This window comes from Azospirillum lipoferum (assembly GCF_024170005.1).
Taxonomy (GTDB): Bacteria; Pseudomonadota; Alphaproteobacteria; order Azospirillales; family Azospirillaceae; genus Azospirillum; species Azospirillum lipoferum.
On record NZ_JALJXJ010000003.1, the window covers coordinates 252,770 to 266,491 of the forward strand.

Annotated in this window: 13 protein-coding genes; 8 read left to right on the plus strand and 5 right to left on the minus strand. The window is 67.7% G+C overall.

Features of this window, described 5'->3' with window-relative positions:
• Positions 1 to 238 precede the first annotated feature (238 nt).
• A complete protein-coding gene (gene xopAW / locus J2848_RS08580) occupies positions 239 to 1,054 on the plus strand; it encodes an EF-hand domain-containing protein (protein ID WP_170306931.1) in 816 nt (271 codons plus the stop codon).
• 92 nt (positions 1,055 to 1,146) lie between these two features.
• On the opposite strand, the gene hemN is transcribed toward xopAW, so the two are convergent.
• From hemN to nhaA, 3 genes are all read right to left on the minus strand, one after another.
• Positions 1,147 to 2,574 carry an oxygen-independent coproporphyrinogen III oxidase gene (gene hemN / locus J2848_RS08585; protein ID WP_149229413.1) on the minus strand — a complete coding sequence of 476 codons (1,428 nt, stop codon included), beginning with the start codon at positions 2,572 to 2,574 and terminating at the stop codon, positions 1,147 to 1,149.
• Positions 2,575 to 2,642: 68 nt separating this feature from the next.
• A complete protein-coding gene (locus J2848_RS08590; protein WP_149229412.1) occupies positions 2,643 to 3,080 on the minus strand; it encodes a DUF4112 domain-containing protein in 438 nt (145 codons plus the stop codon).
• A 162-nt stretch (positions 3,081 to 3,242) separates the two neighbouring features.
• Positions 3,243 to 4,445 carry a Na+/H+ antiporter NhaA gene (nhaA, locus tag J2848_RS08595; protein ID WP_149229411.1) on the minus strand — a complete coding sequence of 401 codons (1,203 nt, stop codon included), beginning with the start codon at positions 4,443 to 4,445 and terminating at the stop codon, positions 3,243 to 3,245.
• Positions 4,446 to 4,761: 316 nt separating this feature from the next.
• On the opposite strand from nhaA, the gene J2848_RS08600 reads away from it, so the two are divergent.
• Positions 4,762 to 4,998 (plus strand): hypothetical protein, encoded by a 237-nt coding sequence (locus J2848_RS08600; RefSeq protein ID WP_149229410.1) that lies wholly within the window; start codon positions 4,762 to 4,764, stop codon positions 4,996 to 4,998.
• A 206-nt stretch (positions 4,999 to 5,204) separates the two neighbouring features.
• A complete protein-coding gene (locus J2848_RS08605; protein WP_149229409.1) occupies positions 5,205 to 5,924 on the plus strand; it encodes a TerC family protein in 720 nt (239 codons plus the stop codon).
• Positions 5,925 to 6,032: 108 nt separating this feature from the next.
• Here J2848_RS08605 and J2848_RS08610 read toward each other — a convergent pair whose 3' ends face one another.
• Complete coding sequence (locus tag J2848_RS08610) at positions 6,033 to 7,250, minus strand: YbfB/YjiJ family MFS transporter (RefSeq protein WP_149229408.1); 1,218 nt, start codon at positions 7,248 to 7,250, stop codon at positions 6,033 to 6,035.
• Between the two features lie 191 nt (positions 7,251 to 7,441).
• Here J2848_RS08610 and J2848_RS08615 point away from each other — a divergent pair, with 191 nt between their 5' ends.
• The 5 genes from J2848_RS08615 to J2848_RS08635 all read left to right on the plus strand — a co-directional run bounded on the left by J2848_RS08615 (position 7,442) and on the right by J2848_RS08635 (position 12,031).
• Positions 7,442 to 8,386, plus strand: a complete 945-nt coding sequence (locus J2848_RS08615) for a LysR family transcriptional regulator (protein ID WP_149229407.1) — start codon at positions 7,442 to 7,444, stop codon at positions 8,384 to 8,386.
• Positions 8,387 to 8,526: 140 nt separating this feature from the next.
• Entirely contained in the window at positions 8,527 to 8,856 is a 330-nt protein-coding gene (fdxA, locus tag J2848_RS08620) for a ferredoxin FdxA (protein ID WP_063635431.1), read from the plus strand.
• A 364-nt stretch (positions 8,857 to 9,220) separates the two neighbouring features.
• On the plus strand, positions 9,221 to 9,721 hold the full coding sequence (locus J2848_RS08625) for a CarD family transcriptional regulator (RefSeq protein WP_109048121.1): 501 nt from the start codon (positions 9,221 to 9,223) through the stop codon (positions 9,719 to 9,721).
• A 173-nt stretch (positions 9,722 to 9,894) separates the two neighbouring features.
• Positions 9,895 to 10,851 carry a hypothetical protein gene (locus tag J2848_RS08630; protein WP_149229406.1) on the plus strand — a complete coding sequence of 319 codons (957 nt, stop codon included), beginning with the start codon at positions 9,895 to 9,897 and terminating at the stop codon, positions 10,849 to 10,851.
• 283 nt (positions 10,852 to 11,134) lie between these two features.
• Complete coding sequence (locus tag J2848_RS08635) at positions 11,135 to 12,031, plus strand: RNA polymerase factor sigma-32 (RefSeq protein WP_063635433.1); 897 nt, start codon at positions 11,135 to 11,137, stop codon at positions 12,029 to 12,031.
• A gap of 43 nt (positions 12,032 to 12,074) precedes the next feature.
• Here J2848_RS08635 and purH read toward each other — a convergent pair whose 3' ends face one another.
• The gene (gene purH / locus J2848_RS08640) at positions 12,075 to 13,679 is read right to left on the minus strand and encodes a bifunctional phosphoribosylaminoimidazolecarboxamide formyltransferase/IMP cyclohydrolase (protein ID WP_149229405.1); all 1,605 of its coding nucleotides are present in this window, start codon (positions 13,677 to 13,679) and stop codon (positions 12,075 to 12,077) included.
• Between the last annotated feature and the right edge of the window lie 43 nt (positions 13,680 to 13,722).

Genomic DNA, 13,722 nt, shown 5'->3' on the forward strand with positions numbered 1-13,722 from the left:
CCCCTCTTCGCCACCGCAGCGCACCCAATTTCGCTATGCGCTTTTTGGGGCAGGCCCCCACGTCCAGAAAAATTATCTAAAGCCCGATGTTTTTCACTCCACCCCCGCGCAGGAGTCCCAACCCACCCCGCGTATCTTGACCATCGAGACGCCCGAGACAAGCCCCACCGGCCACGGTCAAAGGACGTCACCGCCAGAACGGCAGTCCATCACGACGTACTTTATGGGGGCACCGGCCATGATCTCTTCCCTCGGCAGCTCCAGCACCACCGCGACGCTGCAGAAATTCTTCTCCAAGGCGGACGCCAACAGTGATTCGTCGCTGTCCAAGGACGAACTGCTGAGCGCACTGGAAGGCACCTCGGCCTCGTCCGACAGCGACAAGCTCTCCTCGGCGGTCGACAGTCTGGTCAGCAGCCTGGACAGCGACAAGAGCGGCTCGCTCAGCGCGACGGAATTCAGCTCCTTTTCCAGCCAGTTCGACTATGGCAGCGGCAGCGCCCTGCTGGCGGCGCAGGAGCAGGCGAGCGCGATGCAGCAGCAGTTCGCCCAGAACCTCTATTCCAGCCTGGACAGCGACAGCAGCGGCGGCATCAGTTCGGACGAGCTGACCTCCGCCCTGACCTCCGCCGGCCAGTCCAGCACCGACGCCGCATCGCTGTTCAGCAGCCTCGACAGCGACGAGGACGGATCGATCTCCCAGGACGAGCTGAGCAGCGCGCTGAAGGAGGCCGACGCCAACCGCCCGCCACCCCCGCCGCCCGCCAATGACACCGGCACCGCCAGCGCTTCGGACAGCAGCAGCACGGACTCGACCTCGTCGACGTCCTCCAGTTCGTCATCGTCCTCGTCTTCGTCGTCCGGCACCGCGTCGGCGGGCGGCACGACCAGCTACGATCCGCTGGACACCAACAAGGACGGCTATGTCTCGGAACAGGAACGGATGGCCGCCTATGGCGGCACGCAGCAGCAGGCGGGCGGCGTGACGTCCAACCGCCTCAGCGGCGACATGCTGCGCACATTGATGCAGGGCATCAACGAGGTTGCCGCGTAGCCTTGTGGGTTCGGATGCGCGGCACGGGAAAAGGCGGTCGGCGGGTGGCGCCGGCCGCCTTTTCTTTTGAGCCGCCTTTTCCCTGAACGCTATCAAACCGCCCGGCTGTGCCGCCCTGCGCCCTTGGACAGGTGGGTGTCAAAACGGGCGGCGACGATGCGCATCAGCGGGCGGGCGCTCTCCGGCACATGGACGCGCCGGCCCTCCACCACCGCGACGCCATCAGCGACCAGATCGGCCATGCCCTCCAGCTCCGCGTCGAAGACGGACTCGGGCAAGCCGTGGCCGCGGGCGATGGCGGCGGTATCGACCGACAGGTCACACATCAGCCGCATGATCAGGTCGCGCCGCACCTTGTCGTCCTCGGCCAGCGCGATGCCTTTGCCGGTGGGCAGGCGGCCTTCCTCGATAGCGGTGGCATAGTGGTCGAAGGGCACGGCGTTCTGCACATAGCCCTGCGGCAGCGCACCGATGGAGGAAGACCCGAAGCCCAGCAGAACCTCGGCGTCGTCGGTGGTGTAACCCTGGAAGTTGCGGCCCAGCCGCCCTTCCTCCTGCTGCACCGCCAGCTCGTCGCCGGGGCGGGCGAAATGGTCGAGCCCGATGGCGCTATAGCCGGCGGCGGCCAGCACGGCGCCGATGGCGGCGAACTGCTCCCAGCGACCGAGCGAACCGGCCAGCACCGACTCGTCGATCTTCTTCTGGTGGGTCTTCATCCACGGCACATGGGCGTAGCCGAAGACCGACAGCCGGTCGGGCGCCATCTCCAGCGCGATCTCGGCGGAGCGGGTGACGCTCTCCACCGACTGGTGCGGCAGGCCGTACATCAGGTCGAGATTGACGCTGGTGATGCCGGCCTCCTTCAGCCAGGCCAAAGCCTGTTCGGTGACGGCGCGCGGCTGGATACGGTTGATCGCCTGCTGCACCGTCTCGTCGAAATCCTGCACGCCGAGCGAGGCGCGGTTGACCCCGGCGCGGCCCAGCGCCGCCGCCATCTCCGCCGTCAGGGTGCGGGGGTCGATCTCCACCGCCAGCTCGGCATCGGCGGCGACGTCGAAGCGGGTGCGCAGCAGCGCGATCATCGCTTCGAAATCACCCGGCGCCATCATGGTCGGGGTGCCGCCGCCGAAATGGATGTGGCGCACCGCCAGCCGGCCGGGAACACGGTCGGCCACCATGGCGATCTCGCGCCGCATATGGCCGAGATACTCCATGATCGGCTCGTAGCGCGCGACGATCTTGGTGTGGCAACCGCAGTACCAGCACATCTTCTGGCAGAAGGGCACATGCAGGTAGAGCGATCCGGACCGGGACGGCTCGATCGCCTCCAGCCAGCCGCCATAGACATCGCCGTTCACCTCTGGCGTGAAGTGCGGCGCGGTCGGGTAGCTGGTGTAGCGCGGCACCCGCAGCCCGTCATATTTGGCGAGCAGCGCGGCATCGACACCGTGGGCGACACCATGGGAATGGGACGGGTTTGCGGGGGCCGGCTTTACGGCCAGGGCGGTGATGGCGTTCATGAGCGACAGAGTGCCGCAGCACCCCCACCCCCGCCTTGATCCACGTCAAGATCGCGAAAGCGGCCTTTTCAGCGCTTCGCGGCGACCGCGGCCAGACGCTGTTCCAGATGCTCGTGCAGCAGGTTCAGGTTCATCCGGTTGGCCTTGAAGGCGATGTCGAACACGGTGCCCAGCACCGGAACCGACCCGCCCGCCCAGTCCAGCAGAACGTTGAAAACCATGCGGGCCACCAGGGTCTTGGGCAGATCGAAACGGGCGGCCTCCATGATGATGTAGGCGGAGACGATTGCCGTCACCGTATCCCCGGCCACCGGCACCAGGCTGGCGATGCCGTCCAGCCCGACCGGGATGCGGGTGAAGGGAATGCGCCAGCGGGTATCCATCAGACGGGCCAGGCGGCGCAGCCGCTCCAGCCGCTGGAAATCGATAGGGACCGAGCCGCCGGTTCCGCCCGGCGGGGTCTCGTCGGCAACGGTGTGCCGGCGTGTGCGGATGGCGTCGATCATCGCATGTCCCCCGATCTGTCGGTCCCGCGCCCGCAGCGCGATTCCCCGCAAGGAAGGAACCCGCCGGCGCCCCCACGGGTTCCGCCCTCCAGAAACAAAGTTCGCATTCCAAACAGATACCATGGCGAACTATTGCTGACGATAACCTCGCGTCCGCCGGCCTCAGCTTGCTCTGGCCGCAGCCCGCGCCCGTACAGTGCCGGCGGTATGGAGCAGCGCGTAGCCGACCAGCGCCGAGGCGAGCGAGCCGGTCAGCACGCCCAGCCGCACCGCCACCGCATGCTGCGGATCGGCGAAGGCCAGCGTCCCGATGAACAGGCTCATGGTGAAGCCGATGCCGGTCAGCACGGCGACGCCGTAGACCTGCCCCCAGCTGGCGCGGGCCGGCCGCTCGACCACGCCGATCTTCACGGCCGTCCACACCGCCAGGAAGACGCCCGCCTGCTTGCCCAGGAACAGGCCCAACGCGATACCCAGCGGCACCGGCTCCAGCAGGCTGGCGGGGGTGATGCCGACCAGCGGCACGCCAGCATTGGCCAGCGCGAAGACCGGCATGATCAGGAAGGCGACCCACGGGTGCAGCGCATGCTCCAGGCAATGGAGCGGCGCGTCCTGCGCCCGTTTGCCGTCGCGGTCCTTGACCCGCAGGGGGACGGCGAAAGCCAGCACCACGCCGGCCAGCGTCGCGTGGATCCCCGATTTCAGCACGCACCCCCACAGGACCAGTCCCAGCAGCAGATAGGGCGTCAGCGAGCGCACCCCTGCCCGGTTCAGCAGCCACAGGCCGACCGCCGATGCCGCCGCCAGCCCCAGCGCCAGTGGCACCAGCCCATGGCTGTAGAAGACGGCGATGATCACAATGGCGCCCAGATCATCCATGATCGCCAGCGCCAGCAGGAAGACGCGCAGGCTGCCCGGCACGCGGTTGCCCAGCAGGGCCAGCACGCCGAGCGCGAAGGCGATGTCGGTGGCCGCCGGGATCGCCCAGCCCTGCAAGGCGCCCGGCTCGGCCTGCGCGAACAGGCAATAGACCAGGGCCGGCACCGCCATGCCGCCCAGCGCCGCGATGCCCGGCAGCATCGCCTTGGCCGGGCTGGACAGTTCGCCCTCCAGCACCTCGCGCTTGATCTCCAGCCCGACCAGCAGGAAGAAGATCGCCATCAGCCCATCGTTGATCCACAGGATCAGCGGCTTGTCCAGGCCGACGCCGCCGGCCGTCACCACCACCTTCATCGCCAGGATCGCGTCATACAGCGGGGCCGCCGGCGAGTTCGCCCAGATCAGGGCAAGCACCGCCGCAATCATCAGGACCACGCCGCTGGCGCTTTCGGTTTTCAGGAAGGTGGCGAGGCGTCTCAGCGTCATCGCGTCTCGTCTTTCCGGGGAGTTGGCTGGAAGGAACAGATGGTACCGTCAGGCTTCCGTTGAAAGACACGGATGTCGAAAAAACTCCTGCGCGGACGAGCGGCAGAGCATCGCGGCGAATTGACGCGCCTGTGCATCTAAGCTGCTGCTGAAGCTCCGAGTTTCGGCCTCGAATACTTGGGGTCAGTGGGGATTATGTCTTTTGATCGCTGGCGATGCCTGGGGTCAGCCGACACAATTCACCCAACAGCATCAACAGAGCCGAAAGGCTTTGGACAAGGCCGGCGAACGGCCGCCCGTTCCGGAGGAAACGACCATGACCACGCTTTACTGCGCCTGCTGCGGCAGGCCCTTCGTCCGCACGTCTCCCCGCGGTCCGGCACCCTTCTATTGCTCCCAGGACTGCCGGCTCCAGATGGCGATCCGCCGACGCGCCTGGAGCGACAGGACAGCCACGCGACGGACCGTCGACCGGCACGAAGAGGAGCCGGCCCCCTTCGGCCACCTTCCCGCGACATCGGGCGGACAGCGGACCGCATCCTCCTGGAGGTGAAACGCATCACCCCCGGATCGGCGGCAAGCCGGCGGTAAGACTGGGGGAGGAATGGCGGAAAAATGGAACTTGCCCCTCTTGCAGCGGGCTGCGATCGACCTCATCTGGTCGCGGTCACGCTGGTGCCCTGCGGTGCCGGCGTGCAGCCTGTCGACTGTACCCATTTGACCGCCGCCCCCTTTTGACCGCCGGAGCCCCGCCCCTTCATGCTCGACCTGCTCGCCGACCCGAATGTCTGGGCCAGCCTTCTGACGTTGACCGCGTTGGAGATCGTGCTGGGCATCGACAACATCATCTTCATCTCGATCATGGCGTCGAAGCTGCCGCCCGAACGGCAGCACAGCGCGCGCCGCGTCGGCCTGGCGCTGGCTCTGCTGACCCGCCTGGCCCTGCTGGCCTCCATCGCCTGGGTGGCGCAGCTGACCCAGCCGCTGTTCACCGTCGCCGGCTGGGAGGTGTCGGGCCGCGACCTGATCCTGATCCTGGGCGGCCTGTTCCTGCTGGCCAAGGGCACGCTGGAGATCCACCACACCGTCGAAGGCCATGAGGAGGGCGGATCGGCGCCCAAGCACGCCACCTTCACCTCGGTCGTCGTCCAGATCATGTTCCTGGACATCGTCTTCTCGCTGGACAGCGTCATCACCGCCGTCGGCATGTCCGACCATCTGCCGGTGATGGTCGCCGCCGTCGTCATCGCCATGGCGGTGATGCTGTTCGCCTCCGGCCCGGTCGGCGATTTCGTCAACCGTCACGTCACGGTGAAGATGCTGGCGCTGTCCTTCCTGCTGCTGGTCGGTGTGGCGCTGGTGGCGGACGGCTTCGGCTTCCACATCCCCAAGGGCTACCTGTACTTCGCCATCGCCTTCTCCACCCTGGTGGAGGCGCTGAACCTGCTGGCCCGGCGCAAGCGCAGCGCGGCGCACTGAGGACAGTAAAAAAGGGGGGCTCCATATCGGCGCCCCCCTCTTTTTTCACCATCACGCCTCAGCGCGTTCGGCCGTCAGAGTTCGTAGGCGACCTTCAACAGGTTTGTCTTATGACGTTTCAGGCGAGACGAAGGCAGGCCCGGCCGAGGACCGCCGTCCGGCGATCACCATGCCCAGCGCCAGCAGCAGCGTGCCCAGCATCACCGCGGCGGCGGCCCCCAGCAATGCTGCGTTGAAGCTGCCGGTGCGGGTCACCACCAGCCCGGCCGGCAGCGGCCCGATGATCTGCCCCAGCCCATAGGCGGCGGTCAGCGCCCCGACCACCCGGGCCGAGGCGCCGGCCGACAGCTGCCGCCCCAGCGCGAAGGCCTGCGACACGATGCCGACGAAGGTGCCACCGAACAGCAGGGCGGAGACGACCGACGCGGTGGGCGAACCAGTCATCGGCAGCAGGATCGCCACCGTCTGCGTCAGGTGCGCCAGGATCAGCGACAACCAACTGTTCGACCGCCGGGCGACCGCGGCCCAGAACACTCCGGCGCCCGTCGCCCCGATGCCGACGACCATCCAGGCGGCCTCGCCCACCGCGGCGGTTCCGGGATCCGTCTTCAGAATCGAGACCATGAAGGTGGCCGAGACGATATAGCCACCGCCCTCCAGGAAATAGGCGAGCGTCAGCAACAGCAGCGGTGCCGACAGCCCTCCCCGCCGTGCCGCACCGGCATCTCCCGCCGTCCCGGCCTCGGCGGACCGCGGTTGCGGCGCCGGATCACACACCCAGAGGCCGGGCAGCAGTCCCAGCACGGCACAGATCGCCCCCAGCGCCAGCCAGTCGCCCGCCCAGCCCAGCCGCCCGCCGAACAGCGCCACGAACAGCCCCGACGAGGCGATGCCCAGCCCGACCCCGGTGTAGAGCCAGCCGGCGAAGCGTTCCCCGCCCTGACGCGCCAGCGTGTCCAGCACGATGGCGATGCCCAGGATGAAAATGCCGGCGCTCGACACCCCCGACAGGAAGCGCAGGACCAGCCAGACCGGCATCGCCTGCCCGGCATCGCCGAGGTCGAGGCCCATCGCCGCGGTGGTGCCGACGCTGACCAGCAACGACAGCCGGTACATGGCGGTTCGCGTGGACCCGTGCGGCACCAGACCGGCGCCGAGCGCGCCGACGAAATAGCCGAGGTAATTCAGCGAGGCGAGCAGACCCGCCCCATCGGCGCGCAGCCCGGTGGCCTCCTGCATCGCCGGCAGGATCGGGGTGAAGGCGAAGCGCGCAACCCCCATCGCGATGGCGAGCCCGATCAGGCCGCCGACCAGCACCCGCAACATGATCCACGCCCTCTCGGTTTTTCGGCCGGCTCGTTGAAACGGGAACTGTTCGGCAGGCCGACTGATTCGGCTTCCATCATGGCCGCGGCTCCACCCTCATTTCCAATGAATTGTTCTGATGATAAGCTCCACTTTCAGTGATGGGTGCCTTGCAATAAACGGGGCCTTGAACAGGTGGAGGAGACAGCGCGATGGATCTGGCCGGATTGCGGGTGGTCAAGGCGGTGGCCGACACCGGCAGCGTCAGCCGGGCGGCGGAGGCGTTGAACTGCGTGCAGTCCAACGTCACCGCGCGGATCAAGCGGCTGGAGGAGGATCTGGGCGTCGACCTGTTCCTGCGCCTCAGCCGCGGGATGGAGCCGACGCCGGCCGGCCGGGTGCTCAGCGGCTATGCCGACCGGGTGCTGCGTCTGGTCGCCCAGGCCCGCGACGCGGTGGCGGAAGCCGCCGGGCGCGGCGGCCGGCTGGCGGTGGGCAGCATGGAATCGACCGCCGCGGTGCGGCTGCCGCCGGTTCTGGCCCGCTTCCACCGCGCCCATCCCGACGTGGAGCTGACCATCACCCCCGGCCCGACCGAGACCCTGCTGGCGGACGTGCTGGCCGGACGGCTGGACGGCGCCTTCGTCGGCGGCGAGGTGGTGCATCCCGACCTGATCGCCCGGCGCATCTTCGACGAGGAGCTGGTGCTGGCCGAACCGGCCGCCGGGCTGACCACCGAGTCCGCGCGCCGCACCCTGATCGCCTTCGGCCGGGCCTGCGCCTATCGCGGCCGGGCGGAGATGGCGATGCGCGAGGCCGGGCGCGTACCCTTCCGCGTCATGGAGTTCGGGGCGCTGGACGCCATCCTGGGCTGCGTCGGCGCCGGCATGGGGGTGACGGTCATGCCGCGTTCGGTCGTGGAGCGCGATCCCTGGCGCGAGCTGCTGGTCGCCCGCCCGCTGCCCGATGCGCTGGCCCGCATGCCGACCCAGTTCGTCCGCCGCGCCGACGCCATCGAGACCGCCAGCCAGCGCGCCTTCCTGAAGGCGTTTTCCGAAGACTCCTGTTCAGGCATCCCCCTGAAAGCCGCCGCTGCGGGTGCGACAGGGACGCCCACATCACGCACAGGGTTGAACGGCTCGTCGGCGGCGTGCTAGGCAGGCGCGGGTTGGCCATCCGGCCCGGTGCCATGCGCGTGCCCAACTCTTGGGAAACGGCTCCGATCGGCCCCGATGGGTGATAGCGGAACCAAGGACGCGCGGCCGGCACCGCCGGCCGGAACAGCGGAGAAGAGATCATGCCCTACGTCGTCACTGACGGCTGCATCAAGTGCAAGTACACCGACTGCGTCGAAGTCTGCCCCGTGGATTGCTTCTACGAGGGTGAGAACATGCTGGTCATCCACCCGGACGAGTGCATCGACTGCGGCGTGTGCGAGCCGGAATGCCCGGCCGAGGCGATCGTCCCCGATACCGACGACCGCGCGACCAAGTGGCTGGAGCTGAACCGCGACTATTCCGGCCAGTGGCCGAACATCACCCGCAAGAAGGACGCACCGGCCGACGCCGACGAGTTCAAGGGCGTCGACGGCAAGTTCGAGAAGTTCTTCTCGCCCAAGGCGGGCTGAGACCAGAGAATGCGGCCCGGCTTTCGATCCGAGTAGGATTTTTCGAGTCGGGCCGCATCAACCGATTGCACTCCCCGATGTTGCTATGCAAAATCGACGGGGCGGCCATGGCCGGGCGATGGACGATTTCCGCCCGGTAGATTGCGCGTTCCCTTTGTAACTCGGGCGTAACATCGCTATAATGCGCGCCCGGAGCCGGCCTTCGCGCCATTGCCGGTTTTCCCTTCGCTCCAGGACTCGTGGCTTTTGTGATCGTCGTGGATGGGTCCCATCCCCACGGCGCCATAACTGTCCGGGGTCCTTTTTCGTCCCTTCCACCGGGGCGGCAAAATGGCGTGATCGCGAGAAGTGAGAGCCAATCCACATGTCGAACAAGCTTGACTTCGAAGCCGGTGACTTCGTCGTTTATCCGGCTCATGGCGTCGGTCGGGTCGAGGGGATCGAGACCCACAGCATTGCCGGACTCGAGGTTCAACTCTACGCGATCACGTTCGAGAAAGAGCGCATGACGCTCAAGGTTCCGGTCACCAAGGCCCGCAATGCCGGCCTGCGCCGCCTGTCCTCCAAGGACCGCATCAAGGTTGCGCTGGAGACCCTGCAGGGTCGGTCGCGCGTCCGCCGCACGATGTGGAGCCGCCGCGCCCAGGAGTATGAGGCCAAGATCAACTCCGGCGACCCGGTGTCGATCGCCGAGGTGGTGCGCGACCTATATCGCGGTGCCGACCAGTCCGACCAGTCCTATAGCGAGCGCCAGATCTATCAGGCCGCCCTGGAGCGTCTGGCCCGCGAACTGGCCGCCGTCGAGAAGATCGACGAGATCAAGGCGACGGAGCGTCTGGAGTCGGTGCTGTCCAAAGCCGCCTGATCTGGTCCCTCCTATACGTCCGTGACACGAACGGGCGCGCGGCTGCTACGTCACGCCGCGCGCCCGTCTCGTTTTTCGCCTTTGTTTCCGCGGCATGACACGCCTAAACTCCGGCCGCCTTCCGGCGGACAGCCCCGGAACGACTTCGCGAACGACGCCGAAGGGGATCGAGTTTGGGTCTGCCGCCGCGCCTTGGTCTCTCTCATCGCCAGACCGACCGACATGCCGGATCCGTTGCCGGTGCCGTTGTCGGCGCTCTTGAGGACGACAGCCGCTTCGCCTCGCTGGGCCGGCCGCGCCGTGTCTGGGCCGTCGGCGCCATCCATGCGCAGCCGGACCGGCTGGACCTGATTCACCGCGCCATCGGCCAGCGTTTCCGCCCCGGCGACCGGCTGGTCTATCTCGGCAACATGATCGGCGTCGGCGAACAGGTGGTGGAGACCGTCGACCGGCTGCTGTCCTTCCGCATCGCCCTGCTGGCGATGCCTGGCATGATCGCATCCGACATCGTCTATCTGCGCGGCCAGCAGGAGGAGATGTGGCAGAAGTTGCTGCAACTCCACTTCGCCCCCGATCCCCGAACCGTGCTGGACTGGATGCTGCGCCAGGGTGTGGCGCCGACGCTGGCCGCCTATGGCGGCAACCTGGATTCCGGGATGGCGGCGGCGCGCGGCGGCGCGGTGATGCTGGGCCGCTGGACGCGCGAGCTGCGGCAGGCGGTGGCCGCGAAGCCCGGACACGAGCAGCTGTTCAACGCGCTGCGCCGCGCCGCCTACACTGGCGGACCGGCTCCACGGAGTGAAACTGGGGACGGAAATGGCTGGACCGGCAGCAGCCGGGGCGGCGGGAGCCTGCTGCTGGTCAATTCCGGCATCGATCCCCGCCGCCCGCTGACCGGCCAGGGCGACGCCTTCTGGTGGGGCAGTACCGGTTTCGCCCGGCTGGAGCAGCCCTATGGCGGCTTCAACCGTCTGGTGCGCGGCTACGACCCGAACTGGACACCGGAAAGCCCCGGCGTCGATGGCGGGCCGGTGACGGTGACGCTGGATGGCGGCTGCGGCCGCGGCGGCTACCTCGTCTGCGCCTGTTTCGATTCTTTCGGCGAGATGCTGGACCTTTTCCAAGCGTGACCCATCCTTAGGTCCAGCTTGCTACATCCCTTCCCCCGCAAATCGTGGCAGCTACCCGTCCGACAACTGTCCGGCAGCCTTCGAACAGGCCGCCGGCAAAATTCCTCCGCCCCTTGTGATCCGGCCCCCCTACACCTGCGTATGATTCCGTAACAGGGCGCGCCCATGTTTGTTGTTTAACCCGACGGCATCGACCGGGGGCAGGCGGCAAAGCGGCGAAGACCCGATAGTACGGGGATATGCGAAGGAACACGATGCCGCCCAGACGGGAAGGAAGGGACGGATGGCATACATCGACGATCCGGAGACTCAGCGTGCAAATCTGAGCTTCATCAAGGCATCCATGCGCGAACCGCTGCTGTCGCGCGACCATGAATTCGACCTCGCCCGCAAATGGCGCGAGGGCAACGACGAACGCGCCCTGCATCAGCTGGTCCGGGCCTATACTCGTCTGGTGGTGGCCACCGCGTCGCGCTTCCGCAATTACGGCCTGCCGATGGGCGATCTCGTCCAGGAGGGCAATGTCGGCCTGATGCAGGCGGCCAGCCGCTTCGAACCCGACCGCGAGGTGCGCTTCTCCACCTATGCCGCCTGGTGGATCCGCTCGGCCATGCAGGACTACATCCTGCGCAACTGGTCGATCGTGCGGACCGGCACCACCGCCGCGCAGAAATCCCTGTTCTTCAACCTGCGCCGCCTGCGCGCCAAGATCGACAGCGCCACCCAGAACGGCAGCGGCGCTCCGCTGACCAGGGAAGGCCGCGAGTGGATCGCCGGCGAACTCAAGGTCGAGGTGTCCGAGGTCGAGGCGATGGAGATGCGCCTGTCCGGCGCCGACCAGTCGCTGAACACACCGGTGGCCGACGGTTCCGACGACGACTGGCAGGATTTCCTGGCCGACCAGCGCCCCTCGCCCGAGGACGTGGTGATCGGCATGCGCGACGCCAACACCCGCTCACAATGGCTGGCCGAAGCGCTGGGCGAACTGAGCCCGCGCGAACGCACCATCATCCGCGAACGCCGCCTGCGCGAGGAAGGCGCCACGCTGGAAGAACTCGGCCGTGAGTTGGGCGTCAGCAAGGAACGCGTGCGCCAGCTTGAGCATCGCGCCCTGCTGAAACTGCGCCAGTCGATGCTGAAGCGGGTCGAGGACTCCGACGACCTGCTGGCGGAGGCGTGAGACAAAGCCCTCTCCCGAAACGGGAGAGGGCTTTTTTACATCATCAATGCCGGAAGTGCCGCATTCCGGTCAGCACCATCGCCAGACCCTTCTCGTCCGCGGCGGCGATCACGTCGGCGTCGCGGATCGAACCGCCGGGCTGGATCACCGCCGTCACCCCCGCCTCGGCAGCGGCCAGCAGGCCGTCGGCGAAGGGGAAGAAGGCATCCGACGCAACGACCGAACCCTTGGTCAGCGCCTCCGGCAGACCGGCGGCCTTGGCGGCTTCAGCCGACTTGATGGCGGCAATGCGGGCAGAGTCGACGCGGCTCATCTGACCGGCGCCGACACCGACGGTGGCGCCGTTCTTGGCATAGACGATGGCGTTCGACTTGACGTGCTTGGCGACGCGGAAGGCGAACAGCAGGTCGGCCAGTTCCTGTTCGGTCGGCGCGCGCTTGGTGACGACCTTCAGTTCGGCCGGATTGACGCGGCCGCTGTCGCGGTTCTGCAGCAGGAAGCCGCCCGACAGCTGCTTGATCATCATGCCGGGCTCGGCCGGGTTCGGCACGTCCTTGGTCAGCAGGACGCGCAGGTTCTTCTTGGTGGCGAGCAGCGCGCGGGCGGCCTCGTCGGCGTCCGGGGCGATGACCACCTCGGCGAACAGCTTGGAGATCTCCTCGGCCGTCTCGGCGTCCAGGCTGCGGTTGACGGCGATGATGCCGCCGAAGGCGCTGACCGGGTCGCACAGCAGGGCCGACTTGTAGGCCTCCAGCAGGTTGGCCCCCTGGGCGACGCCGCATGGGTTGGCGTGCTTGATGATGGCGACGGCCGGCTGCTCGAACTCGGCCACCAGCTCGAAGGCGGCGTCGGTGTCGTTCAGGTTGTTGTAGGACAGCTCCTTGCCCTGAAGCTGCACGGCGGTGGCGACACCCGGCCGCTTTTCGCCGGTAACGTAGAAGGCCGCCTGCTGGTGCGGGTTCTCGCCATAGCGCAGGGTCTGGACCAGCGAGCCCGACAGGGTGGTGCGCGGCGGGAAGGTCTCGCCCAGCTGGCCGGCCAGCCAGGTGGAGATGGCGGCGTCATAAGCGGCGGTGCGGGCATAGGCGCGCTGGGCGAGCCGGCGGCGCAGGGCCAGCGTGACGCAGCCGTCATGGGTCGCCAGCTCGTCCATCACCGCCTCGTAGTCGGACGGCTCGGTGACGATGGCGACGAAGTCGTGGTTCTTGGCGGCGGCGCGGATCATCGCCGGCCCGCCGATGTCGATGTTCTCAACGCAGTCGTCATAGGCGGCACCCTTGGCGACCGTCGCCTCGAACGGGTAGAGGTTCACCACCACCAGATCGATGCCGGGGATGTCGTGCTGCGCCATCGCGTCGGCATGGATGTCGCGGCGGGCCAGGATGCCGCCATGGACACGCGGGTGCAGCGTCTTGACACGGCCGTCCATGATCTCCGGAAAGCCGGTGTGGTCGGAGACCTCCTTGACCGGCACGCCGGCCTCGGCCAGACGCTGGGCCGAACCGCCGGTCGACAGGATCTCGACGCCGCGGGCGGCGAGCGCCTTGCCCAGTTCCACCAGACCGGCCTTGTCGGACACGGAAATCAGGGCGCGGGCGATGCGGACCTTGTCGGGAGCGGGGGCATGGTTGGCTTTGGGCGGGCTCATGGCGTCATCCTGATCGCTGCGGGTGTTGGGTCGAGGCCGCAGG